The organism is Bradyrhizobium sp. USDA 3650, assembly GCF_054057395.1.
Map to the genome: position 1 here is coordinate 4544519 of NZ_JBSRZG010000001.1, position 22563 is coordinate 4567081.

The following is a 22563-nucleotide window of genomic DNA, read 5'->3' on the forward strand; positions in this document are numbered from 1 at the left end:
TGAAAATCACCTCGTCGTGCCCGCTTTTGGGACACGGGCATTGTCATTTGTCTTGCTGAAACGAAGAGGGGTGGATGGCCGGAAAAAATCCGGCCATCGCACTCCCACAATTCAGTTCAAAAAAGATCCAGGCGCTTCGGTAAGATTTGGACTTACAGGGAGCGCTGGATCGTCTCCACGCGGTAACACTCGATGACGTCACCGGCGCGCATGTCGTGATAGTTCTCGAAGGCCATGCCACATTCCTGACCGGACTGGACTTCCTTCACTTCGTCCTTGAAACGCTTCAGCGTCGACAGCTTGCCTTCGTGCACGACGACGTTGTCGCGGATCAGGCGCACATTGGCGCCGCGTTCCACCGTGCCGTCGGTGACGCGGCAACCGGCGACCTTGCCGACCTTGGAAATGTTGAAGATCTCCAGGATCGCGGCATTGCCGAGCATGGTTTCCCGCAGGGTCGGCGCAAGCAGGCCGCTCATGGCCTTCTTCACGTCGTCCACGAGGTCGTAGATGATGTTGTAGTAACGGATCTCGATGCCGTTGCGCTTGGCGGCCGCAGCGGCCTCCTTGTTCGCACGAACCGAGAAGCCGATGATCGCGGCGTTGAAGCCTTCCGCGAGCGTCACGTCCGATTCCGAGATGCCGCCGACACCGGCATGCAGGATGCGCGCGGCGACTTCGTCGGTGCCGAGCTTCTCCAGCGAGCCGAGGATCGCTTCCAGCGAGCCCTGCACGTCGGCCTTGATGATCAGCGGGAATTCCTTGCGGCCCGCCGTCTTCAGCTGCGACATCATCTGCTCGAGCGAGCCGCGCATGCCGGAGATCGAGGCAGCCGCGTTCTCGCGCTTCTGGTGCGCGCGGTAGCTGGTGACCTGGCGGGCGCGGGCTTCGTTCTCGACCACGGCGAGACGATCGCCGGCTTCCGGCGGACCGTTGAAGCCGAGCACCTCGACCGGCACCGACGGACCCGCCTCCTGCACCGTCTCGCCCTGATCCGAGATCAGCGCGCGGACGCGGCCCATTTCGGCGCCGGCGACGATGATGTCACCGACACGGAGCGTGCCGCGCTGGACCAGAACGGTCGCGACCGGACCACGGCCACGATCGAGCTTGGCTTCGATCACGGTGCCTTCGGCCGGACGATCCGAATTGGTCTTGAGGTCGAGGATATCGGCCTGGAGCGCGATCATCTCGAGCAGCTTGTCGAGATTGGTCTTGTTCTTGGCCGACACTTCGACGTCGACGACTTCGCCGCCGAAGGATTCCACCTGCACCTCGTGCTGGAGCAGCTCGGTGCGCACGCGCTCGGGCTTGGCGTCGGGCTTGTCGATCTTGTTGATGGCAACAATGATCGGCACCCGCGCCGCCTTGGCGTGGTTGATGGCTTCGATCGTCTGCGGCATCACGCCGTCGTCGGCCGCAACCACCAGCACGACGATGTCGGTCACCTTGGCGCCGCGGGCGCGCATCGCGGTGAACGCGGCGTGGCCGGGCGTGTCGATGAAGGTGATCTTCTTGCCGCTTTCGGGCGACAGCACCTGATAGGCGCCGATATGCTGGGTGATGCCGCCGGCTTCGCCGGAGACGACGTTGGCATGACGGAGCGCGTCGAGCAGCGAGGTCTTGCCGTGGTCGACGTGACCCATCACGGTCACCACCGGCGAGCGCGGCTCGGTGTCGGTGGAATCGTCGATGGCGTCGAACAGGCCTTCTTCAACGTCGGAGGCGGCAACGCGCTTGACGGTGTGACCAAGCTCCTCGGCGATCAGCTGCGCAGTGTCGGCATCGATCACGTCGGTGATCTTGTGGATCGCGCCCTGCTTCATCAGCATGCGGATGATTTCCACCGCGCGCTCCGACATGCGGTTGGCGAGCTCCTGGATCGTGATCGCTTCCGGAATGACCACCTCGCGGATGAGCTTTTCCTTCGGCTCGTTCGCGGCATGGCCCTTCAGGCGCTGGGTGCGGCGGCGGAACGAGGCGATCGAGCGCTCGCGGACGTCGTCGGCATTGAAGGCGGTGACGACCGTCAGGCGGCCGCGCTCCTTCTGCGGGCCGGGCTTGTGCGTGGGCTTGGGAGCGACCACAGGCCGCGCAGCGCCGCCGGGGCCGCGACGGATCTGGCGCGGACCCTCGTCCTCGTCCGGTCCGGCCGCGACAGCGGGGGCGCGGCCCACCGGGCCTCCCGGCCGCTGCGTGGTCGTTCCGGGCCGCGCGGTCGTTGTTCCCGGGCGTGCCGTGGTGGTTGTGCCGGGGCGCGCCGTGAGCGCTCCGGGCCGCGCTGCAGGAGCGGCCGAGGTCGCGGTTGCAGGGCGCGCCGCGGATTGCGGCTGCTCGCCTTCGCCAAAACGCTTCTTGGCCTCGGTTTCGGCCTTCCGCTTGGCTTCCTCTTCGTGGCGGTGACGCTCCTCCTCGGCCTTGCGGCGGGCTTCGGCGGCCTCGCGATCGGCACGCTCGGCGCTTTCGCGGACCGCGCGGCGCTGCGCCTCTTCCTCGGCATGGCGGCGCTCTTCGACTTCGCGCACCTTGGCATCGGCCAGCGCGCTGGCGCGGGCGGAACGTTCGTCTTCGGTCAGCGTGCGCAGCACCACGCCGGAGCCGGCGTTGCGCGGCGGCGCGGGGCGGGCCGGAGCAGGCTTGGGCGCGGCGGCGGCCGGCGCGGGCTTCGCCACCTCGGCCACCTGCGGCTCGGGGCTGCCGTCGACACGGCGCTTGCCACGCTTCTCGACCACGACCTGCTTGCTACGGCCATGACTGAAGCTCTGGCGCACGGTGCCCGTTTCGACGCGCGGCTTGAGCGATAGCGTCTTGCTCGGAACGCTCAGCTTCTTGTCGCCAGGGGTCTTGGTATCAACCATTAAGCAGTCCTAATCCTGATCTTGTTGTCTTGTGCGTTGCCGCACCGTGCTATCGGGTGGTCGTTGTCTCTCAGAAATCCTGGCCGGGCTTTTCGGCAGTCCTGTCAGCGTCCGCCATCCGGTATCGGACCAGCATCTGGCTACGTGACAGGAATGACTTGCTCGCCGGGCCCGCGAGCAGGGCAGCATGTATCACATTTGACCGGGTAAGTGCCAAATCCAATTCTGTCGATTTTAGTGCGGTGACGACGGGAATCGGCGGCTTGGCGCCGCGATTTCCCTCATTTTGACGCGCCAGCATGTCCAATTTGCGGATTCCGTCCGCGGCCCCGTCGCTGGCATGGATCAGGACCTCGACCGTACCTTCCCGAAGCGCGCTTTCGACCTTGCCGAAACCGGCCACGATCTGGCGCGCCTTGGCAGCAATCCCAAGGGCTTCGACCACGCTCCGGACCAGGAGCGCCTCGAGGTCGGCGGGAAGCGTCTGAGGGATGCGCAGCTCGCGCTTGAAGGCTTTGGTAAAATGGTGACGCCGAACGGCTTCCGCAACCACCTCGCGCGAGGCGGTGACCCACATGCCGCGTCCGGGCAGCTTGCGCTTGAGATCGGGAACTATGTGCCCTTGCGGCGAGACAACGAAGCGGATCAGCTCGTCGATCGGCCGGACCTCGCGGCTGACCACACACATCCGCATGGTCGCGGACCTTTCGGTCCGCGGTCCATGGTCGAGTTCGGGGTCAGTATCGGCGAGCATCCGGGTGACATCCTCCTTCGCCTTAAGCCGGCTGATCTTCGGTCGCCTCGGCCTCTTCGGCAGGCTTGGCGAGATCGGCCTCGGTGATCCAACCGGCCTTGACGCGGGCCTGCATGATCATCGCTTCAGCATCGTCACGGGAAATTTCGAGGCCATCGAGCGCGCCCGGATATTTGGTCTGCTCGCCACCTTCCTTGCGCTCGGTCCAGCCCACCAGATCGTCCGTGGCGCAACCGGCGAGGTCGTCGACCGTCTTGATGTCGTTCTCGCCGAACTTCACCAGCATCTTCGAGGTGACGCCGGGCACGTCCTTGACGGCGTCCTCGACGCCGAGCTCCTTGCGCCGAGCCTCGAGCTCGGCTTCCAGCTGTTCGAGATATTCACGGGCGCGGTTCTGGAGTTCCTGCGCGGTCTCCTCGTCGAAACCTTCGATGCCGGCGAGTTCCTTGACGTCCACCATCGCGAGTTCCTCGACCGAGGTGAAGCCTTCCGACGCCAGCAATTGGCCGACCACTTCGTCGACATTGAGCGATTCCATGAAGACGCGGGTGGAGTTCTCGAAATCGGCCTGGCGGCGCTCCGATTCCTCCTGCTCGGTCAGGATGTCGATATCCCAGCCGGTGAGCTGCGAGGCCAGACGCACGTTCTGGCCGCGGCGACCGATCGCCAGCGAGAGCTGGTTGTTGGTGTCGGGCACGACGACCTCGATGCGCTCGCGGTCTTCGTCGATGACGACCTTGGAGACTTCGGCTGGCGCCAGCGCGTTGACCACGAAGGTCGCGATGTCGGGCGACCAAGGGATGATGTCGATCTTCTCGCCCTGCAGTTCGTTCACCACCGCCTGCACGCGCGAACCGCGCATACCGACGCAGGCGCCGACCGGATCGACCGAGGAATCACGAGAAATCACGCCGATTTTTGCGCGCGAGCCGGGATCGCGGGCGACTGCCTTGATCTCGACGATGCCGTCATAGATCTCGGGCACTTCCTGCGCGAACAGCTTGGCCATGAACTGCGGATGGGTGCGGGAGAGGAAGATCTGCGGCCCGCGGGTCTCGCGGCGGACGTCGAAGATGTAGGCCCGGACGCGGTCGCCGTTGCGGAACACTTCGCGCGGCAGCATCTCGTCGCGACGGATGATGGCCTCGCCGCGGCCGAGATCGACGATCACGCTGCCATATTCGACGCGCTTGACGACGCCGTTGACGATGTCGCCGATGCGGTCCTTGAATTCCATATATTGCCGGTCGCGCTCGGCCTCGCGCACCTTCTGCACGATCACCTGCTTGGCCGACTGCGCGGCGATGCGGCCATATTCCAGCGGCGGCAGGGTGTCGGCGATGGTGTCGCCGACCTGGGCACCGGGATTGGCGCGCTGCGCATCCACCAGCGAGATCTGGTTGGAATGGTTTTCGACCGTCTCGACCACCAGCATGTGGCGCGACAACCGGAGCTCGCCCTTCTTCGGGTCGATCTCGGCGTGAACGTCGGTCTCGCTGCCGTAACGGGCCCGCGCCGCCTTGGCGATGGCATCCTCCATCGCCGCGATGACGATGCCGCGGTCGATCGATTTCTCGCGCGCAACGGCGTCGGCGATCTGAAGCAATTCAAGTCGGTTGGCGCTGACTGCCATGGCTAGTCTCCTTCGTCAGGATCGATCTCGCCCCGTCGCGCACGTTCGGCGGCCAGGCGATGTTTCTTGGTATTGGTCGGAGCCGGCTTCTTCGTAGTTGCCGGCGCCGGCTTCTTAGCCGGCTTGGTGTTCTTGGTCGTCTTTTCGCTGATGCTGGCGTGCGGTGCCGCCGGCGGCTCCAGGCCGAGATTGCGGCGCATCTCGCGTGCCTGGGCTTTGCCGCGGCGCATGGATTCCGCGATCAGCTCGTCGGTCAGCACCAGTCGCGCCTCGGCGATATCTTCCATCGTCAGGAGAACGTCGGCAGCCTCGGTCGCCTTGACGTCGTCGCGACGCAGATGCACGCGGTCGCCTTCGACCGGGCCGATCGTGCCGCGGAACCGCTTCCGCCCCTCATGGGCGACCGCCATCTCGATCTTCACCAGATGGCCGGCATAACGCTCGAAATCGGAGCGGCGCACCAGCGGGCGGTCGATCCCCGGCGAGGAGATTTCCAGCCGATAGGCGCGATCGACGGGATCGGCGACGTCGAGCACGGGCGACAGCGCCCGCGAGATCGCCTCGCAATCCTCGATCTGCATTGAGCCGTCCGGCCGCTCGGCCATAACCTGCACGGTGCAGCCGGATTCGCCGGAAATGCGGATCCGCACCAGGCGGTAGCCCATGCCTTCGAGCACCGGCCCGGCGACCGCGGACACCCGTGCCGCCACGCCCGGCTCGACTACGAGCCTCGGCTCGGCCAGCAGTTCGGCATCCGTGGAACCAGGGTTCGGTTCGGTCATGTCAGAGGTCAAGGCGCTCGATATGGTTAAGGCTTGGTTTAAGATCTCAAAGCTCGCTTCGGAACTCTCCCGACAGATCGCCGGGCCGCACATCTTCCACCAAGCCGCGTTCAGGTAATAAAAAAGAGCGGGTCCTTTCGGGCCCACTCTCACTACGCGGATCGTATGAGAAGATGAATTGGCGCTGATATAGCCCTTTCCGTCTTCCCGGACAAGGCCCATGCAGGGCCGGCCGGGCTTTTTGCGCCCGGCCTGCGGCCCCGCGCAACGCTTCCTTCACCTCCGAGGCCTAAATTCCTGATTGTGGGGCGGCTTGGACTAAGGGCGCACCCGCGGCGTGCCCCGTACGAGTTTGCGTTTTCATGACCGTTGCCACGTCGCTCATTCCTGGACTGGACGATATCGTCAAACGCGGCGACCCGCGGCGTCGCGGCGAGATCGCGCACGCCATCTCCCAATTGTTCTTTCAGGACGCCGAGAACCTCCGTCCCGATGTCATCGATCTCTTCGACAACCTGCTGATCGATCTCGTCCCGCATGCCGAGCTCGCCTCGCGCGTCGATCTCGCCGAACGCTTCTCGCGCCTGAACAACGCGCCCCGGCATCTCGTGAGTCAGCTCGCGCGCGAAAACGAAATCGCGGTGGCGGGCCCCGTGCTGCGCCATTCGCCCGTGCTCGACGACGCCGCTCTGGTCGAGATCGCGCGACTGAAGGGCCAGGGCCATCTGCTCGCGATGAGCGAGCGACCCACGCTGTCGGCTGTCATCACCGACGTGCTGATCGAGCGCGGCGATCGCGACGTGGTGCGCCGCGCCGCGGGCAATTCCGGCGCGGTGTTCTCGCCTGGCAGCTATTCGGAGCTGATCAAGCGTGCCGCACAGGATGGCGTGCTGACGCTCAGGATCGGCCAGCGTAGCGATCTTTCGGGCGAGAACCTGAAACAGCTTCTCGACGGTACGCTCGACGTCATCCGCCGTCGCCTCTCGAGCGTGGTCAATCCCGTGCGCCAGGTCGAAATCAAGCGCGCCATGGCGGCCATCGAGGAAGCCACGCTGCCGCCCGGACCGCGTCGCGATTTCTCGGGAGCGCAACGTACGATTCTGGCCTTGCATCGCGGGGGCCATCTTGGCGAGAGCGCGCTGTTTGGCTTCGCGAAGGCCCACAAATACGAGGAGGCGATCGCGTCGCTCTCGGCGATGTCCGGCGTCCGCCTCTCTGTCCTCGACCGCCTGATCACAGGTGACCGCTACGATCCAATTCTGGTTCTGGCGCGTGTGCTGAATGTCAGCTGGCCGACGGTGCGTGCACTGATCCTGATGTGGTACGGCCCGAATCGCACGCCAGCCGATGCCGATCTTGAGCAGGCGCGCGCGAATTTCACGCGGCTGATGCCGACGACCGCCGAGCGCGTCGTGAATTTCTGGCGCAACCGGCAGACGATCTAAACCCGTCGAAACCGCAGATACGCCGCCTTGCGGCCTTCGCGCGTGGCCTTTCGGCCATAGCGCGTCATCGTGTATCCGTCCCACGGCAGGCGAAAATCATCGGCGCGCTCCGCGAGCCAGACAAAGTCCTGCGAGCGCGACAGATGCGACAGCGTCCAGGCGCAGTAATCGTCGATGTCGCAGACGAAACGAAATTCGCCGCCGGCTTTCAACACGCGCGCCATCGCGGCGATGGTCCGGTCCTGGACGAAGCGCCGCTTCCAGTGCCGCCGTTTGGGCCAGGGGTCGGGATGGATCAGGTCGATCCGCGACAGCGAAGCCTTCGGCAGCCAGGCCAGGAGCTCGGCGGCATCGCCTGCGAACAGGCGGATGTTGCCGATCTCGGCGGCCTCGATCTGCGCGAGGATCTTCGCCATGCCGTTGACGTAAGGCTCGCAGCCGATGAAGCCGGTTGTGGCGAAGCTTTGCGCTTCCGCCGCAAGATGCTCGCCGCCGCCGAAGCCGATCTCGAGTCGCAAATCGTCGGCTACGGGGGCGAAGATCTCGCGGGCATCCGCCGGTGCTTCGCCGTCGATGGCCAGCGCAAGACGCGGCAGCAGATGATCGATCAGCTCGGCCTGGTGTTGCCTGAGCTTGTGGCCCTTGCGGCGTCCGAAGAAGGCGCGCTCGCTGTCCTCGCGATCGGGATCTGATTTGCGCTCACTCATCGTAGCGTCTGGTACAGGCGATGGAGCAGCCGCGCGCGCGGTTCGAGCGACGAGACATAGAGCTGCTCATAATGAGTGTGCGCGCCCTTGCCGTCGACGCCGAGCCCGTCGAGCGTCGCGGTGTGGGCCGCGGTGAAATTACCATCCGAACCGCCGCCGGTGTGAACGTCGACCAGCTCGAAGCCGATCTCTGCGGCAACCGTCTTTGCATGTTCGTACAGCGAGGCGCCTGCATTGCTCTTCTCGTAAGGCGGACGATTGAGTCCGCCCGTGACCTTGACGGTGACGCCATCCGTCCTCGATGTCAGGGCGAGGATCTTGCCGACGAATTCATCCGCGTCCTTGAGGCTCAGCACGCGCAGATCGATTTCGGCGTGGGCTTCTTCCGGCGTCACATTGGGCCGCGTGCCGCCGCGCACCACGCCGACATTGACGGTGACGCCGCGCGCCAGATCGTTCATCGCTTCCAGCGCCAGGATGACGTTGGCGAGCTCGCGGATCGCGCTGCGGCCATCCTGGGGCCGCGTGCCGGCATGCGCGGGCACGCCCTTGATGAACACTTTGAATCGGCCGACGCCCTTGCGGCCGGTGACGATCTTGCCGCCATCGCGGGCCGGCTCCGTCACCAGGACGTACTTCGCCTTGCGCCCTTCGGTCTCGATGAGTGCGCGAGAGGTGGGGCTGCCGATCTCCTCGTCGGAGGTGAACAGATGGGTGATGCCGAGCGGCGAGCGATCGGCCGTGGCGCAAAGCGCGCGAAAGGCGTGATGGGCGATGTAGGCGCCGCCCTTCATGTCGTAGATGCCGGGACCGAACGCGCTGTCGCCTTCGACCTTGAACGGCAGGCGCTCGATGAATCCCATGGGATGAACGGTATCGAGGTGGCTCAGCACCAGGATGCCGGGCCGGTCCTGGCCCCAGCTCGAGCGCGCCACGAGATGATCGCCGCAGCCATCGACGCCGGCGATGCGCTCGAGCGTGATAGGGAGATCGCAGTATTGCTCCGCGACCATTGAGACCAGCTTGTTGACCTGTTCGGGTGCGTCCGTTGGCGTCTCGACCTCCACCCAGCGGCGGATGCCATCGAGAATAGTTTGGGAATCGAACCAATTGGAGCCGGTCATGAGCGCATCTGTGCCTTTGAATCGCATCATCGAGGAAGACGCGCATCAAGCGCGGCCGCAAATGACGACATAGGCCAGATTTGACGCGGTCTCAAATCGGATTGAGATGGTGCGTCAGCGCTTGTCGGGGCCTTCGCGGGCCGCGATCTGCTCGACGAGATCGACGATCGAGCGGCGCATCTTCGAATCGGTGATTCGGGTGAACGCCTTTGTCAGGGCGAGTCCTTCGGAAGTCGCGAGGAAATCCGAGACGTAAGACGGCGATGCGCCTTCTGCGAAGCCGTCCGGCCCCGCCACGCCGCTCGGACCGCCCTCGAACAGGAACGACACAGGCACCTGGAGAATTTCGGCAATTTGCTGGATGCGGCTCGCGCCGACCCGGTTTGTGCCCTTCTCGTATTTCTGAACTTGTTGGAAGGTCAGGCCCAAAGCTTCACCGAGCTTTTCCTGGCTCATGCCCAACATGATGCGGCGCATCCGCACGCGACTGCCGACATATTTGTCAACAGGGTTGGGCGCTTTCGACATTTCCTCAGCCCTCCAAACATCACCTTCGGCGCAATCAGGAATGCCTCAGGTGTAAGCAACGTCAAAATCAGACCCTGTTATTGGAAAACATTGCGGAGAAATTTAGCAATGCCCACTGTCTTTTGCAGCCGGTGCAGAATGAGGAGGCCGCGTGCAGTCTGTCAACCGTGGGACTACGGTTGTCAAAAGTTATCGGCCGCGGCTGCGTGATCAGGGATGCCGTTTGGCAACACGTCGGCGGACCGCCCAAAACACGGCGAGCGCGACAAGCATGGCCGCGGGTACATCGCCCACGCGCGCATAGATGGTCGGCGGGATCGCGGCGGGCAGATTTGCATCCAAAATGCCTTCGATCCCGAGACCGAGACTGGCGACGATGCGTCCCACCGGATCGATTACCGCGGAAACGCCGGTATTGGCGGAGCGAACCAGCGGTAATCCGAGTTCGATCGCGCGCATCCGCGCCTGTTCGAGGTGTTGGTAGGGGCCGGTCGAGATTCCGAACCAGCCGTCATTGGTGAGATTCACGATCCAGCCCGGACGCTCATTGGGTCCAGCCACTTCGCCGGGGAAGATTGCCTCGTAGCAGATCAGCGGCAGCGCGGACGGCGCGCCGGGGACCGCCAGCGCATGGCGCACGGTGCCGGCAATGAAGCCACCGCGCACACGCGTGAGTTGCTCGAAACCGAGCTTCTCCATCAGACCCTGGTAGGGAAGAAACTCGCCGAACGGCACCAAATGCAGCTTGTCGTACACGGAGAGCACGCTGCCGTCGTGGTCGATCACGTAGATCGAATTATAGGCGCGTGTGATCGGCGTGCCCCGCGGCAGGTCGGGCGCGCGAACCGAGCCCGTGATCAGCACCGTGCCCTTGGGCAGAAGCTCCGCGATTTGCGCCATCGCGTCGGCTTCGCGCGTGAGGAAGAACGGAAAGGCGGATTCCGGCCAGATCAGGATGGTGGCATCGCGCACGCCGGTCGATTGCGGCCCGGAGGCGCGGTCCGACAAGGCCAGATATTTCTTCATCACCTCCGCCTTGGCGGCGTAGTTGAATTTCGCGTCTTGCTGGAGATCCGGCTGCATCAGGCGCAATTTGGTGCCCGCGACCATCGTGGTCGGATGCAGCGACAGGCGGATCGCGCCGAAGATACCCATAACTAGCAGGAGCGCCAGGGCCGCGGCCGGTGCGCGCCACGCCAGGCGGCGATCGGGCGTGCGGTCGATCAGGGCCGCGGGGCTCGCGAAGATCGCAAGCGTCAGGAACGTCATGCCCCACAGGCCGATCAGCGACGCCGTTTGTGCCAGCGGCAGCGGCTCGGACAGCGCATAGCCGAACGCGTTCCAGGGAAAGCCGGTCAGCGCATGGCCGCGCAGCCATTCGGTGATGGTGAGACTTGCCGCGAGCGCAAGCACGCGCGTGGCGTTCTTGGTCCAGAGCAGGCGGGCGAGCGCAAAGCCCATTGCCGTGAAGATGGACAGATAGGCCGGCAGGCCCAGCACGGCGAACGGCGTCAGCCAGGCGAACACATCGGCATCGACGAAGAAGGCGTTGCCGATCCAGTAGAGGCCGGGCACGAAATAGCCGAGGCCGAACCAGTAGCCGGTCAGCGCCGCGGCGGGGACGCCGCGATATCGGCCGGCGCCGGCGCCGTCGATCAGCCAGACCAGCACCGGGAAGGTGATGAAAAGCACCGGGAAGGCGTTGAACGGCGCCAGTGCCAGCACCGAGAGCGCACCGGCAGCCATCGCGACGAGCGCGCGCTTCCATCCCCAGGTCAGGATGATGGCAAGCGCGATCTGGCGAAATCGCTGGAAAGGGCTCACTGCGGACCGGTCCCGTCGCTTGGCGGCGGGGTGGGCGTGTCGCTGGCCGTCGACTGGCTGCCATCCGGCGCAGCCTCGCGGCGCCGGCTCTCGCGCTGGGTGCGCGGCGCGGGGCGCTCCTTTCGCGTCGAGATCCGCAGCCGCTTGACCCGGCGCGGATCGGCATCGAGCACCTCGATCTCGTAATGGCCGGGGCCCGAGATCACCTCGCCGCGCACCGGCAGGCGCCCGACGAAGCTGACGAGATAGCCGCCCAGCGTCTCCACTTCCTCGCCGGCCTCTCCGGTGACGAAGTCCTCGCCGATCACGGTGCGGACGTCGTCGAGGCTGGCGCGGGCGTCGGCGATGAAGGCGTTGTCGGGCAGCCGCACGATCGAAGGCGGCTCGTCGCTGTCATGCTCGTCGTCGATCTCGCCGACGATCTGCTCGACGATGTCCTCGAGCGAGACCAGGCCGTCGCTGCCGCCATATTCGTCGACCACCAGCGCCAGATGGATGCGAGTGGCCTGCATCTGCGCGAGCAGATCGATCGCCCGCATCGACGGCGGCACGTAGAGCAGCTTGCGGATGATGCGCGCTTCTTCGAGCGGCAGCGCGAGATCGACCGTACGCAGATCGAGCCCGGCCGGCAGCGGTTTCTTGCGCTTGGTTTTCGTGACCCCCGACACGCGCGCACGCGCGGTCATGAAGGCGAGCAGATCGCGGATATGGACGATGCCGACGGGATCGTCGAGCGTCTCGTTGTAGACCACGAGGCGCGAATGGCCGGCGCTCTCGAAACGGTCCATCAACTCGCCGAGCGGGATGTCGCGCTTCACCGCGACGATGTCGGCGCGATGCACCATGACGTCGGCGATGCGACGCTCGTGCAGGCCGAGGATGTTGCGCAGCATGGTGCGCTCGACCGTCGAGAAGCCGGTGTCGTCGGGCGTCGTGGCGTCGAGCACGACCTGGAGGTCGTCGCGTACCGAACCCGCCTTCCAGCCGAACAGGCTGCGAATGGCGCGCAGCAGCCAGCCATCGGCGGTCGGGCGCATCACCTCGCCTGAGGTCACCACGACCGGTAAATTGGCCGTGTTGCGCGGATTGTCCTGAATCGGGTCGGAATCCGGCATCTCAATGCGTCCCTGGGCGGTCGGCATAGGGGTCGGGAATGCCGAGATGAGCCAGGATCTCTCGTTCGAGCGCTTCCATTTCCTCGGCGTCGTCTTCGTTTTCGTGGTCGTAGCCGACCAGATGCAGGAAACCGTGCACGGCGAGATGGCTCAAATGATGATCGAACGGCTTTTGTTCCTCGTCCGCCTCACGCCGCATGGTCTCGTAGGCGATCGCGATGTCGCCGAGCATGCGCGGCGCATCGCCCGGCTTCCAGTCGCCTTCCGGCTGCAGCGCGGGAAACGACAGCACGTTGGTCGGCTTGTCGATGCCCCGCCAGTTGCTGTTCAGGGTGCGGATGCCGGCATCATCGGTCAACATTACCGCCACTTCCGCCTCCGCAACGTCTTCGTCGACATTCTCGGCGGCGGCCGCCACGGCGCGCTGGATCACGGCTTCGGATTCGGGCTCCCGCTGCCAGCAATCGGCGACGACGAGGACCTCGGTGATGGGAAGGTTGGGGTGTGACATTGTCCTTGTTCCGAACGAAGGGGCGCCGTGTCCGCGCCCATATGGTCCGGTTGCTGCCTCGTCAGGATTTACCGGCGGCCGGCCGCTGCGGCGCCCCTTCGTAGGCGGAGACGATCCGCGCCACGAGCTCGTGGCGGATCACGTCTTCGGCCTTGAAATGAACTTGCGCAATACCTTCGACGCCGCTCAGCAGGCGCGTCGCCTCGGCGAGGCCCGAGGTCTGGCCGTTCGGCAAGTCGATCTGCGAGGGATCGCCAGTGACGATCATGCGGCTGTTCTCGCCGAGACGGGTCAAAAACATCTTCATCTGCATCGACGTGGTGTTCTGCGCCTCGTCCAGGATGATGGCCGCGTTGGTCAGCGTGCGACCGCGCATGAAGGCGAGTGGCGCGATCTCGATCTCGCCGGTCTGCAGCGCGCGCTCGACAATGCGGGCGTCCATCAGGTCATAGAGCGCGTCGTAGATCGGGCGAAGATAAGGATCGACCTTCTCGCGGAGATCGCCGGGCAAAAAGCCGAGCCGCTCGCCGGCTTCCACGGCTGGGCGGGACAGGATGATCTTGTCGACTTCCTTGCGCTCGAATAGCTGCGCGGCATGCGCGACCGCGAGCCAGGTCTTGCCGGTGCCGGCGGGGCCGATGCCGAACACCAGCTCGTGGCGCTTCAGCGCGCGGATGTAGGAATCCTGCGCCGCCGTGCGCGCACGCACCGGGCGCTTGCGCAAATTGATGCTGTCGAAGGTGGATTTGGCCGACTTGGCGTCGAACTCGAACAGCGAGCCCTGCGCGATCACGGCACGGATCGCGCCCTCGACCTCGCCCTGGTCGAGATCCTGTCCCTTCACGGCCTGGGCGTAGAGCGTCTCCAGCACGCGGCGCGCGGCATCGCAGCCGTCGCGCGAGCCGCCAATCGTGATGTGGTTGCCCTTGGAATCGACGACGACGCCGAGCCGCCGTTCGATCTGTGCCAGATGCTGGCCATAAGGGCCGACCAGCGCGGACGCGGCGCGGTTGTCATCGAAATCGATGACGACCTGGGTCTCGGGCGGAACCTGCATGTCGCGGTCAAATTTGCGGCTGGGAGCGATGGAAGAAGACGAATCCGATGCGCTTTTGGGCAAGGGTTCAGGCTCCAGTGGCGATGGGCGATAAAGCGGGCTCGTGCGCCATGGCGAGCTCACCGAGGAAGCTGTAGCGTTCAAGGCTGTCGATCCGGACCGGCAGGATCTGTCCGATGATGTCGGGCGAGGCCATCACATGCGCGGGCTGGAGGAAGGCGGTGCGGCCGACGATCTGGCCGTCCTTGCGGGCCGGACGCTCGAACAGCACATCGACCGTTGAGCCAATCGCAGCCTTGTTGAAGGCCGATTGCTGGCTGTCGATCAGTTCCTGGAGCCGCTCCAATCGCTGGTCCATCTCGGAGGGGGACACCGTCTCCTGCATATCCGCGGCCGGCGTTCCCGGCCGGGCGGAGTATTTGAACGAATATGCCGCAGCGTAGCCGATTTGCGTGACAAGCGCGAGGGTGGCGAGAAAATCTTGCTCGCTCTCGCCCGGGAAGCCGACGATAAAATCTGATGAGAAAGCAATGTCTTGGCGTGCGGACCGGAAACGGTCGACGACACGCCGATAATCATCGGCGGTATGTTTCCGGTTCATGGCGGCCAGAATCCGGTCCGAGCCCGACTGCACCGGCAGGTGCACGAACGGCATCAAGACATCGAGATCGCGATGGGCTGCAATCAGACTGTCATCGACATCGCGGGGATGGCTGGTCGAATAACGCAGCCGCGCGACGCCCGGGAGCGCCGCGAGGTGCTCCAGCAGCCTGCCGAGCGGCCAGCTTTTTCCGTCCGGTCCCTCGCCGTGATAGGCGTTGACGTTCTGTCCGATCAGCGTGAGCTCGCGGACGCCATTCTCGGTGAGCTGCTTCACGTCGTCGACGATCTTTGTCACCGGCCGCGAGACTTCCGAGCCACGCGTGTAAGGCACGACGCAGAAGGTGCAGAACTTATCGCAGCCTTCCTGCACCGTGACGAAAGCGGAGATGCCGCGGGCGCGAATCGCGCCGGGCTTGGGCTGGGCGAGAAAGCCGAACTTGTCCTGAGCCGGGAATGCGGTCTCGATGGCGCGGCCTTCATTGCCGGCGCGCTTCAATAGCTGCGGCAAATGATGGTAGCTCTGCGGACCGACGACGACATCGACCGCGGGTGCACGGCGCACGATCTCCTCGCCCTCGGCCTGTGCCACGCAGCCCGCGACCGCGATCTGCATCGTACGCCCGTCGCGCGCGGCGGCGTCCTTGGCGACGCGCAGGCGGCCGAGCTCCGAATAGACCTTTTCTGAGGCCTTCTCGCGGATATGACAGGTGTTGAGGATGACGAGATCGGCGTCATCAGCGCTGGCCGTCTCCACGAATCCTTCCGGGGCCAGCGTGTCCACCATGCGCTGGGCATCGTAGACGTTCATCTGGCAGCCATAAGATTTGATGTGCAGCTTGCGCGGCGGCGTCATGGAACCCGGAAATGAGATGGGAGGACTGCCCTCAGATATAGGCTGGGAAGGCGAAAATCCAGCGATTGGCGGTCTTTTCGGTCGTCATTCCGGGGCGCGACGCAGTCGCGAACCCGGAATCCAGAGGTTTTGGCACGAGATTCCGGGTTCGATGCTGGCGCATCGCCCCGGAATGACGCCGAGAGGAGAGATTCAGCCCGTCAGGGTGTCCGCCGCGACCTGCCGGACCAGCTCCGGCAATTGCCGCATATCGTCGAACGTCAATCCGGCGCCGGCGGCTCGTAGTCTTTCCGCGTGGCCTGGCGGGCAATGGCTACCACCGTGAAAGCCCAGCACGGTCATCCCGGCGGCATGCGCGCCGGTCACCCCGGGGACGCTGTCCTCGATCACGAGGCACCGCGCCGGCGCGACTTTCATCTGGGCGGCGGCGAACAGAAAAAGATCGGGCGCGGGCTTGCCGCGTGCGACCTGGCTCGCCGAAAAGATGTTCGGAGCGAGCAGATCGTAAAGGCCGGCGCAGGTCAGGCCGTGGTGGATCTTCTGCGGCGTGCCGCTCGACGCAACGCATTTGGGCAAATCGATTGCGCCAATCGCTGCGGCCACATGGGTAATCGGCTGCAAATCGCTGGCATAGAATTGCAGCGTCGCCGCATTCACTTGGCTTTCGAGATCATCGGGAAGATTGCGGCCGATCTCCTGTTCGACCATTCGCCGTGCGTCTTTCTCGGATACGCCGAGAAAGCGGACCAGCACCTGCTCCGATGTGATCGGATAGCCGTGCCTGGACAACACATCCGCATGCGCGCGACAGGAAATCACCTCGCTGTCCACGAGCACGCCGTCGCAATCGAAGATGACGAGATCGATCGCCACTTAACTTGTGGGTTTGTCGTCGTCGAGCGGGACGCAATAGAGCTCGAGCCGATGATCCACCAGCTTGTAACCGAGCTTGCGGGCGATCTCCGCCTGGAGCTTCTCGATCTCCTCGGAGGTGAACTCGATCACCTTGCCGTCGCGCAGGTTGATGAGGTGGTCGTGATGGCTGTCGCGCATCTGCTCGTAGCGCGCGCGGCCTTCGCGGAAATCATGGCGCTCGATGATGCCTGCATCCTCGAACAGTTTGACGGTCCGATACACGGTCGAGATCGAGATCTTGTCGTCGACGGCGACACAGCGGCGGTACAGTTCCTCGACATCTGGATGATCGACCGCCTCCGCGAGCACGCGGGCGATGACACGGCGCTGCTCGGTCATGCGCATGCCGGTGGCGGCACAGCGCGCCTCGATGCCGGACGCCTTGGAAGCGGGGGAAGGTTTAAGACCAGTCATGTGATGTCCGCCTGACGGGGCGCTTTCTGCCATCAATGTTACGACAAGTCACGTCGCATCAGAAGTGCGTTCAATTGTTCCCCGCTCGGCTGCTTATAGTAGCGTTCGCGCCGTCCGACCACCATGAATCCGGTTCGCTCGTAGAGCCGCCGCGCCGGCTGGTTATTTTCCTCCACCTCGAGAAATATTGTGCGCACGCCGCGTCCTGCCAGGTGGCCGAGATGGGTCATCAGCAGCGTGCGAGAGAGGCCGCGGCCGCGATAGGCGTGGTCGACCGCGATCGAGAGGATCTCCGCTTCGTCCGCGCCGATCCGCGACACCGCGAAGCCCACGGTGTTGCGGCCGAGGCGCAACCGGTGCACCAGCGTGTTGCGCTCGCTGAGCATGCTCTCGAACTCGCCTTCGCCCCAACCGCGCGCGAACGAGTCGCCGTGGAGCTGCGCGAGCCGCGCGACGTCGCGCGCGACAGCCGGCTCGACGACGGCCGCACCGCCGCGCCACCATTCCGAGAACCATTTCATCATGAGCTTGCGGCTTGTGCTGCAAGCGGCAGTTGTGCGGACGGCTTTGCGTCGGGCGCCCGCAGATAGAACGGCCGCGCCGGATTTGTCGCGGGATCGGCCGCGGCGCCAAGCCATGCGACCCAGCCGATGTCGGGCGCGGGCTGCGCGTCCACCGCGACCGGCTGCGGCATATCTTTCGGCCAGCGCTCGGCGAGGATCTTCGCGGCATTGCCGACCAGATGCGGCGCGCCGAATTGCGAAGCCGCGATCGCCTCGTCGATGGGAGCGACGCCCGGCCGCACTAGCTGGCTGCCGTCACCGGCCACGATCTGGAAATAGACGTGGTCATGCCGCGCGTCGATCGCCGAGATCACCGGCGCCGCTCCACTTTGGCCGACGACGGCGGCGGCATAGGCCGACAAGGTGGTCAGGCCGACGGCGGGCCGCTTCGCAGCAAGCGCAAGGCCGCGGGCCGCCGAAATGCCGACGCGCAGGCCGGTGAAACTTCCGGGGCCCATGGTGACCGCGATGCGGTCGAGCGCGGTGAAGGCAAGATTGGCTGAGTGCATCACGCGCGCGATCATCGGCATCAACGCTTCGGCGTGGCCGCGCTTCATCAGAAGCTGCTCCTGCGCGAGGAGCTGGCCGGAATCGGTGTCGAGAACGGCAACCGCGCACGCTTCCAACGCGGTATCGATGGCGAGGATCAGCATGGAACGATCATAGCATCATCCCGGTCGTCATGGCCGGGCTTGACCCGGCCATCCACGACTTTGCGGCCCCAGCCTACATCGGCCGGACTTCGACCACGTCGGGGACGAAGTGCTTGAGCAGGTTCTGGATGCCGTGCTGGAGCGTCGCGGTCGACGACGGGCAGCCGGCGCAGGAGCCCTTCATGTTGAGATAGACGATACCGTCCTTGAAGCCGCGGAAGGTGATGTCGCCGCCGTCATTGGCGACCGCCGGGCGCACGCGGGTCTCGATCAGATCCTTGATCATGTCGACCGTCTCGGCATCGGCCTCGTCGAAGAATTCGTCCTCGTCGTCGAGATCGACATCGCTCGCGGCAGCACCGTCGGCGAGCAGCGGCGCGCCGGACATGTAGTGCTCCATGATGGCGCCGAGGATCGCGGGCTTGAGCTGTTGCCATTCACCGTTCGCCTTGGTCACGGTGATGAAGTCCGATCCGTAGAACACGCCGGTGACACCGGGGACCTCGAACAGCTTTTCGGCAAGCGGCGAGCGTGCAGCCGATTCGCGGCTCGCAAATTCCATCGGACCGCCGTCGACCACGACGCGGCCGGGAATGAACTTCAGCGTGGCGGGATTGGGAGTGGCTTCGGTTTGAATGAACATGGTTTTCTCCAGACGTCGCCGGTTCAAGGCCGGCGCGTGCTCTATCCACTAGCAGATGGCGACGGCGAACGCACGGTCAAGGGGTAAGCTGGCCGTTCACCTGTTATATCAGCGGGTTAGTGTAGGGGTGCCAAACTCCCGCGGCGTCATGGCCGGGAGTCCGGGCATGACGAGCGCCTGAGTCTACGACAGCGAATCCACGCTCTGGTCGCTTAGCGCGCCGGAAATGACCGTTACCGGCACCGGGAACGTGCCCAGCGCGTGCGCGAGCAGCGAGACCAATGGCCCCGGGCCTTCCGCGCCCGGATTCGCGGCGAGCACCAGCATGGCGATGTCGGGGTCTTCGTCGATCACCGCCAGCAGCTGTTCCATTGCGGCGCCTTCGCGGATCACCCGTTCCGGCGTGATCGCGGCGATGCCGTTGGCGCGGCCGGCGGCACGGTCGAGCGCGGCTTCTGCCGCCTCCTGCGCCTCGGCGCGCATGATATCGGCGACCCCCAGCCATTCCTGGCTCTGCTGTTCGGGCTCGATGATGCGGAGCATCACCACGCCGCCACCGGCACGGATCGCCCAGCGGCTGGCGTAATAGACCGCGCGATCCCATTCGGCGGTGTCATCGACGATGACGAGGCATTTGGGCTTGTGACCCGGCTCGAAGCAAAGTCGCTTGCTGGTCATGCATGTCCCGGAATGTGCACGGCTGCATGCTGCCACACTCCGTCGTGCTTGGGGAGAGCAGAAGCGGCCGGCGCCGTGGCGTCGGTCGCGCTTTCGCGAACGCGCTCTACCGCCGGCGGATGAAGCCGACGATGTCCTTCGAGAGCTTCATGGTCTCGTCGGCGATCGCACGCGCCCGGTCGGCGCCGTCGTTCAGGATCGCGTCGATATGGCCGGGGTCGGCGACGAGGCGCTTCATCTCGCCGGCGATCGGCGCGAGTTTGGTGACGCACAAATCCACCAGCGCGTTCTTGAAGCTGGAGAACTGGCCGCCGCCGAAATCCCTGAGCACGTCAGCCTTGGAGCGGCCGGAGAGCGCGGCGAAGATGCCGACGAGATTGTCGGCCTCGGGGCGCGCTTCCAGACCCTTCTCCTCGGTCGGCAGCGGCTCCGGATCGGTCTTGGCCTTGCGCACCTTCTGCGCGATGGTGTCGGCGTCGTCGGTCAGATTGATGCGTGAATTATCGGACGCATCCGATTTCGACATCTTCTTGGTGCCGTCGCGCAAGCTCATCACGCGCGTCGCCGGGCCCGTGATCAAGGGTTCCGGCAACGGGAAGAACAGACCGTCGTTGGCGCCTTGGCTGCGGATCGAGTCAGCGAAGTCGTTGTTGAATTTCTGCGCGATATCCCGCGACAGCTCGAGATGCTGCTTCTGGTCCTCGCCGACCGGCACGTGGGTGGCGCGGTAGAGCAGAATGTCGGCCGCCATCAGCACGGGATAGTCGAACAGCCCGACGGATGCGTTCTCGCGGTCCTTGCCGGCCTTCTCCTTGAACTGGGTCATGCGGCCGAGCCAGCCCATGCGCGCGACGCAGTTGAAGATCCAGGCGAGCTCGGCGTGGCCCGAGACCTGGCTCTGGTTGAACACGATGTGCTTACTCGGGTCGATGCCGCTGGCAATGAACGCCGCGGTCACCTCGCGAGTGTTGCGCGCGAGCTCGACCGGTCCACCCCAGACGTCCACGCCCTGCGTGATCGCGTGCATGTCGACGACGCAATAGATGCAGTTGTGGGTTTCCTGCATCTTCACGAAGTTGACGATCGCGCCGAGATAATTGCCGAGGTGCAGATTGCCCGTCGGCTGGACGCCCGAAAAAACCCGTTCAACGAATGGCATGGCAGCTTTCCTGCAAGATACGGGGCGTCGTTTCCAACAGCGGCGCTGCCCCGTCAAGGGTATTTCGCTAACCTCAGGCGCCGGAATCGGGCCGGGCGGGGCGCTTCAAGGCACCGGCCGCCTCGCGCCAGGACGCCACGCGGAGGATTTGCAGGAGCAAGCCATAGACGACGATTCCGGCGGCGATCTGCGAGCCCAGCGCAATGAAGCGGATGAGCCCATGGGCCTCTGAAGGCAAAAGGCCCGCGGTCAGCCAGAGCAGGGCGCCCATGGCGAGCGCGGCGAGCACGATCCGCGGCAGCCGGTTGCGGGCGGCGGCATCGACCGAGAAACCGAATTCACGCGTGCCTTTCCGGAGCAGCGAGATCGCACTGCTCCAGGCGCCGGCGGCAATGCTGGCGGCGATCCCGCTCGCGCCGAAGAAATGACCGAGCAGGATCGCGAGCGCGACCGCGACCACGAACCCTTTGGCAGTCGCAAGCAGCGGCGTCATGGTGTCGCCGCGGGCAAAATAGGCCGGCGAGAGCGCCTTGATCAGCACATGAGCCGGCAGCCCCAGCGCCAGCCGCATCAGGGCGCGCGCCGTGGCCGCGCTGTCCTCCGCGCCAAAGGCGCCGTGTTCGAACAGCAGCCGCACGATCGGCTCGGCCAGTACGATCAGGCCGAGCGTCGCCGGCAATGCCAGCCCGGTGGCGAGTTCCAGCGCGCGCGATTCCGCATGCACAACCGCATCACGATCGCCGCTCCTCACCGCGCGCGTCAGCTCCGGCACCAGCACGGTACCCATGGCGACGCCGACAATGCCAAGCGGCAGCTCGATCAGACGGTTGGCGAAATAGAGCCAGGAGACCGCGGCGGGCGTGGCGGACGCGATGATCGCGCCGGCCACCATCAGCCATTGCGGGCCGGAGCTCGCGATCATGCCCGGGATCGCCTTGGCGAAGAAGCCGCGCATGGCCTTGTCGAAGCTCACGCGCAGCGGGGTCGCCAGACGCGCACTTCGCTGCGACAGCAGCATCAGGAGCTGTAACAGGCCGGCGATGCCGACAGTGGCCGCCAGCATCCACGCGGCGAATGTTGCATCGGCGTGCCCCAGCAGGAGTGCTGCGATCGCCGCGATCAAGGCGATGTTGAACAGCAGCGGCGAGAACGCGGTGAGTGCAAAACGCCCCTGCGCGTTGAGCAGGCCCATCAGCACCGTGACGGGTCCCGCGAAGGCGAGATAAGGCAGCATCAGCCGCGCATTCTGGACGGCGAGATCGAGCGATGCACTGCCGACGAAGCCCGGCGCGATGATCATGATGATCAGCGGCATCAAAAGTGCAATCACGACCGAGATTGCGATCAGGCCCGCGCTGACGGTGCCGAGCACGCGTCCCGCGAACGCCGCCGCAGCCGCCTCGCCATCGCGGTCACGAACGCGCAACCAGGCCGGGATCAAAGCCGCATTCAGGGCCCCCTCGCTGAGCAGGCGTCGCACCACATTGACGAGCTGAAATGCCGCCAGAAACGCGTCCGCCACCGCACCGGTGCCGAGCAGCGCCGCGATCAGGGAATCGCGTGCAAAGCCCAGCAGCCGTGAAGCCAGTGTCCCCGTCGAGACGGTCAGGAAGGAGCGGATCATCGGAACTGCATAATACCGTTGCTTGCCCGTGAAGGGCCGGTCGTGATAGGCCGCGAGCCAGATTTCAGACCGACAGGAAGCGGATTTCCGCGGGTATCGCAATCCGCCAAACAGGATCAA

Annotated in this window: 21 protein-coding genes; 1 reads left to right on the plus strand and 20 read right to left on the minus strand. The window is 65.1% G+C overall.

All coding sequences use genetic code 11. From position 1 onward, the window contains the following. Positions 1–152 precede the first annotated feature (152 nt). The 4 genes from infB to rimP form a co-directional block, all read right to left on the minus strand. Entirely contained in the window at positions 153–2858 is a 2706-nt protein-coding gene (gene infB / locus ACVIN2_RS21230) for a translation initiation factor IF-2 (protein WP_456767028.1), read from the minus strand. A 70-nt stretch (positions 2859–2928) separates the two neighbouring features. Beyond that, the gene (locus ACVIN2_RS21235; RefSeq protein ID WP_456767029.1) at positions 2929–3612 is read right to left on the minus strand and encodes an RNA-binding protein; all 684 of its coding nucleotides are present in this window, start codon (positions 3610–3612) and stop codon (positions 2929–2931) included. A 22-nt stretch (positions 3613–3634) separates the two neighbouring features. Further along, positions 3635–5245, minus strand: a complete 1611-nt coding sequence (nusA, locus tag ACVIN2_RS21240; RefSeq protein WP_007603900.1) for a transcription termination factor NusA — start codon at positions 5243–5245, stop codon at positions 3635–3637. 2 nt (positions 5246–5247) lie between these two features. Further along, positions 5248–6027, minus strand: a complete 780-nt coding sequence (gene rimP, locus ACVIN2_RS21245) for a ribosome maturation factor RimP (protein WP_456767030.1) — start codon at positions 6025–6027, stop codon at positions 5248–5250. Positions 6028–6389: 362 nt separating this feature from the next. Here rimP and ACVIN2_RS21250 point away from each other — a divergent pair, with 362 nt between their 5' ends. After that, a complete protein-coding gene (locus ACVIN2_RS21250) occupies positions 6390–7472 on the plus strand; it encodes a DUF2336 domain-containing protein (RefSeq protein WP_456767031.1) in 1083 nt (360 codons plus the stop codon). Here ACVIN2_RS21250 and ACVIN2_RS21255 read toward each other — a convergent pair. From ACVIN2_RS21255 to murJ, 16 genes are all read right to left on the minus strand, one after another. Continuing rightward, a complete protein-coding gene (locus tag ACVIN2_RS21255) occupies positions 7469–8179 on the minus strand; it encodes a tRNA (guanine(46)-N(7))-methyltransferase TrmB (protein ID WP_456767032.1) in 711 nt (236 codons plus the stop codon). The two genes, ACVIN2_RS21250 and ACVIN2_RS21255, sit on opposite strands and share 4 nt — an antisense overlap. Continuing rightward, on the minus strand, positions 8176–9333 hold the full coding sequence (locus ACVIN2_RS21260) for a M20 family metallopeptidase (RefSeq protein ID WP_456767033.1): 1158 nt from the start codon (positions 9331–9333) through the stop codon (positions 8176–8178). Before ACVIN2_RS21260 ends, ACVIN2_RS21255 begins: the two co-directional genes overlap by 4 nt. A gap of 84 nt (positions 9334–9417) precedes the next feature. Continuing rightward, the gene (locus ACVIN2_RS21265) at positions 9418–9831 is read right to left on the minus strand and encodes a helix-turn-helix domain-containing protein (protein WP_007598327.1); all 414 of its coding nucleotides are present in this window, start codon (positions 9829–9831) and stop codon (positions 9418–9420) included. Between the two features lie 210 nt (positions 9832–10041). Continuing rightward, a complete protein-coding gene (gene lnt, locus ACVIN2_RS21270; RefSeq protein WP_456767034.1) occupies positions 10042–11655 on the minus strand; it encodes an apolipoprotein N-acyltransferase in 1614 nt (537 codons plus the stop codon). Continuing rightward, positions 11652–12770, minus strand: a complete 1119-nt coding sequence (locus ACVIN2_RS21275; RefSeq protein WP_456767035.1) for a hemolysin family protein — start codon at positions 12768–12770, stop codon at positions 11652–11654. Before ACVIN2_RS21275 ends, lnt begins: the two co-directional genes overlap by 4 nt. Before the next feature lies 1 nt (position 12771). Further along, on the minus strand, positions 12772–13281 hold the full coding sequence (ybeY, locus tag ACVIN2_RS21280; RefSeq protein ID WP_018455806.1) for an rRNA maturation RNase YbeY: 510 nt from the start codon (positions 13279–13281) through the stop codon (positions 12772–12774). A gap of 61 nt (positions 13282–13342) precedes the next feature. Then, the gene (locus ACVIN2_RS21285) at positions 13343–14401 is read right to left on the minus strand and encodes a PhoH family protein (RefSeq protein ID WP_219678884.1); all 1059 of its coding nucleotides are present in this window, start codon (positions 14399–14401) and stop codon (positions 13343–13345) included. 4 nt (positions 14402–14405) lie between these two features. Beyond that, complete coding sequence (gene miaB, locus ACVIN2_RS21290) at positions 14406–15794, minus strand: tRNA (N6-isopentenyl adenosine(37)-C2)-methylthiotransferase MiaB (protein ID WP_456767036.1); 1389 nt, start codon at positions 15792–15794, stop codon at positions 14406–14408. Between the two features lie 192 nt (positions 15795–15986). Next, a complete protein-coding gene (locus tag ACVIN2_RS21295) occupies positions 15987–16667 on the minus strand; it encodes an HAD family hydrolase (RefSeq protein WP_456767037.1) in 681 nt (226 codons plus the stop codon). Then, complete coding sequence (locus ACVIN2_RS21300) at positions 16668–17123, minus strand: Fur family transcriptional regulator (protein WP_007598312.1); 456 nt, start codon at positions 17121–17123, stop codon at positions 16668–16670. It lies immediately after the preceding gene. Positions 17124–17161: 38 nt separating this feature from the next. Next, entirely contained in the window at positions 17162–17647 is a 486-nt protein-coding gene (gene rimI / locus ACVIN2_RS21305; RefSeq protein ID WP_456767038.1) for a ribosomal protein S18-alanine N-acetyltransferase, read from the minus strand. Continuing rightward, on the minus strand, positions 17644–18339 hold the full coding sequence (gene tsaB, locus ACVIN2_RS21310) for a tRNA (adenosine(37)-N6)-threonylcarbamoyltransferase complex dimerization subunit type 1 TsaB (protein ID WP_456767039.1): 696 nt from the start codon (positions 18337–18339) through the stop codon (positions 17644–17646). Before tsaB ends, rimI begins: the two co-directional genes overlap by 4 nt. Positions 18340–18412: 73 nt before the next feature. Then, complete coding sequence (locus ACVIN2_RS21315) at positions 18413–18982, minus strand: NifU family protein (protein ID WP_275168744.1); 570 nt, start codon at positions 18980–18982, stop codon at positions 18413–18415. Positions 18983–19165: 183 nt separating this feature from the next. Continuing rightward, positions 19166–19660, minus strand: a complete 495-nt coding sequence (locus tag ACVIN2_RS21320) for a universal stress protein (RefSeq protein ID WP_007598307.1) — start codon at positions 19658–19660, stop codon at positions 19166–19168. Positions 19661–19766: 106 nt separating this feature from the next. Then, on the minus strand, positions 19767–20819 hold the full coding sequence (gene trpS / locus ACVIN2_RS21325) for a tryptophan--tRNA ligase (protein WP_063992141.1): 1053 nt from the start codon (positions 20817–20819) through the stop codon (positions 19767–19769). A 73-nt stretch (positions 20820–20892) separates the two neighbouring features. Continuing rightward, complete coding sequence (gene murJ / locus ACVIN2_RS21330; protein WP_456767040.1) at positions 20893–22443, minus strand: murein biosynthesis integral membrane protein MurJ; 1551 nt, start codon at positions 22441–22443, stop codon at positions 20893–20895. Positions 22444–22563 lie beyond the last annotated feature (120 nt).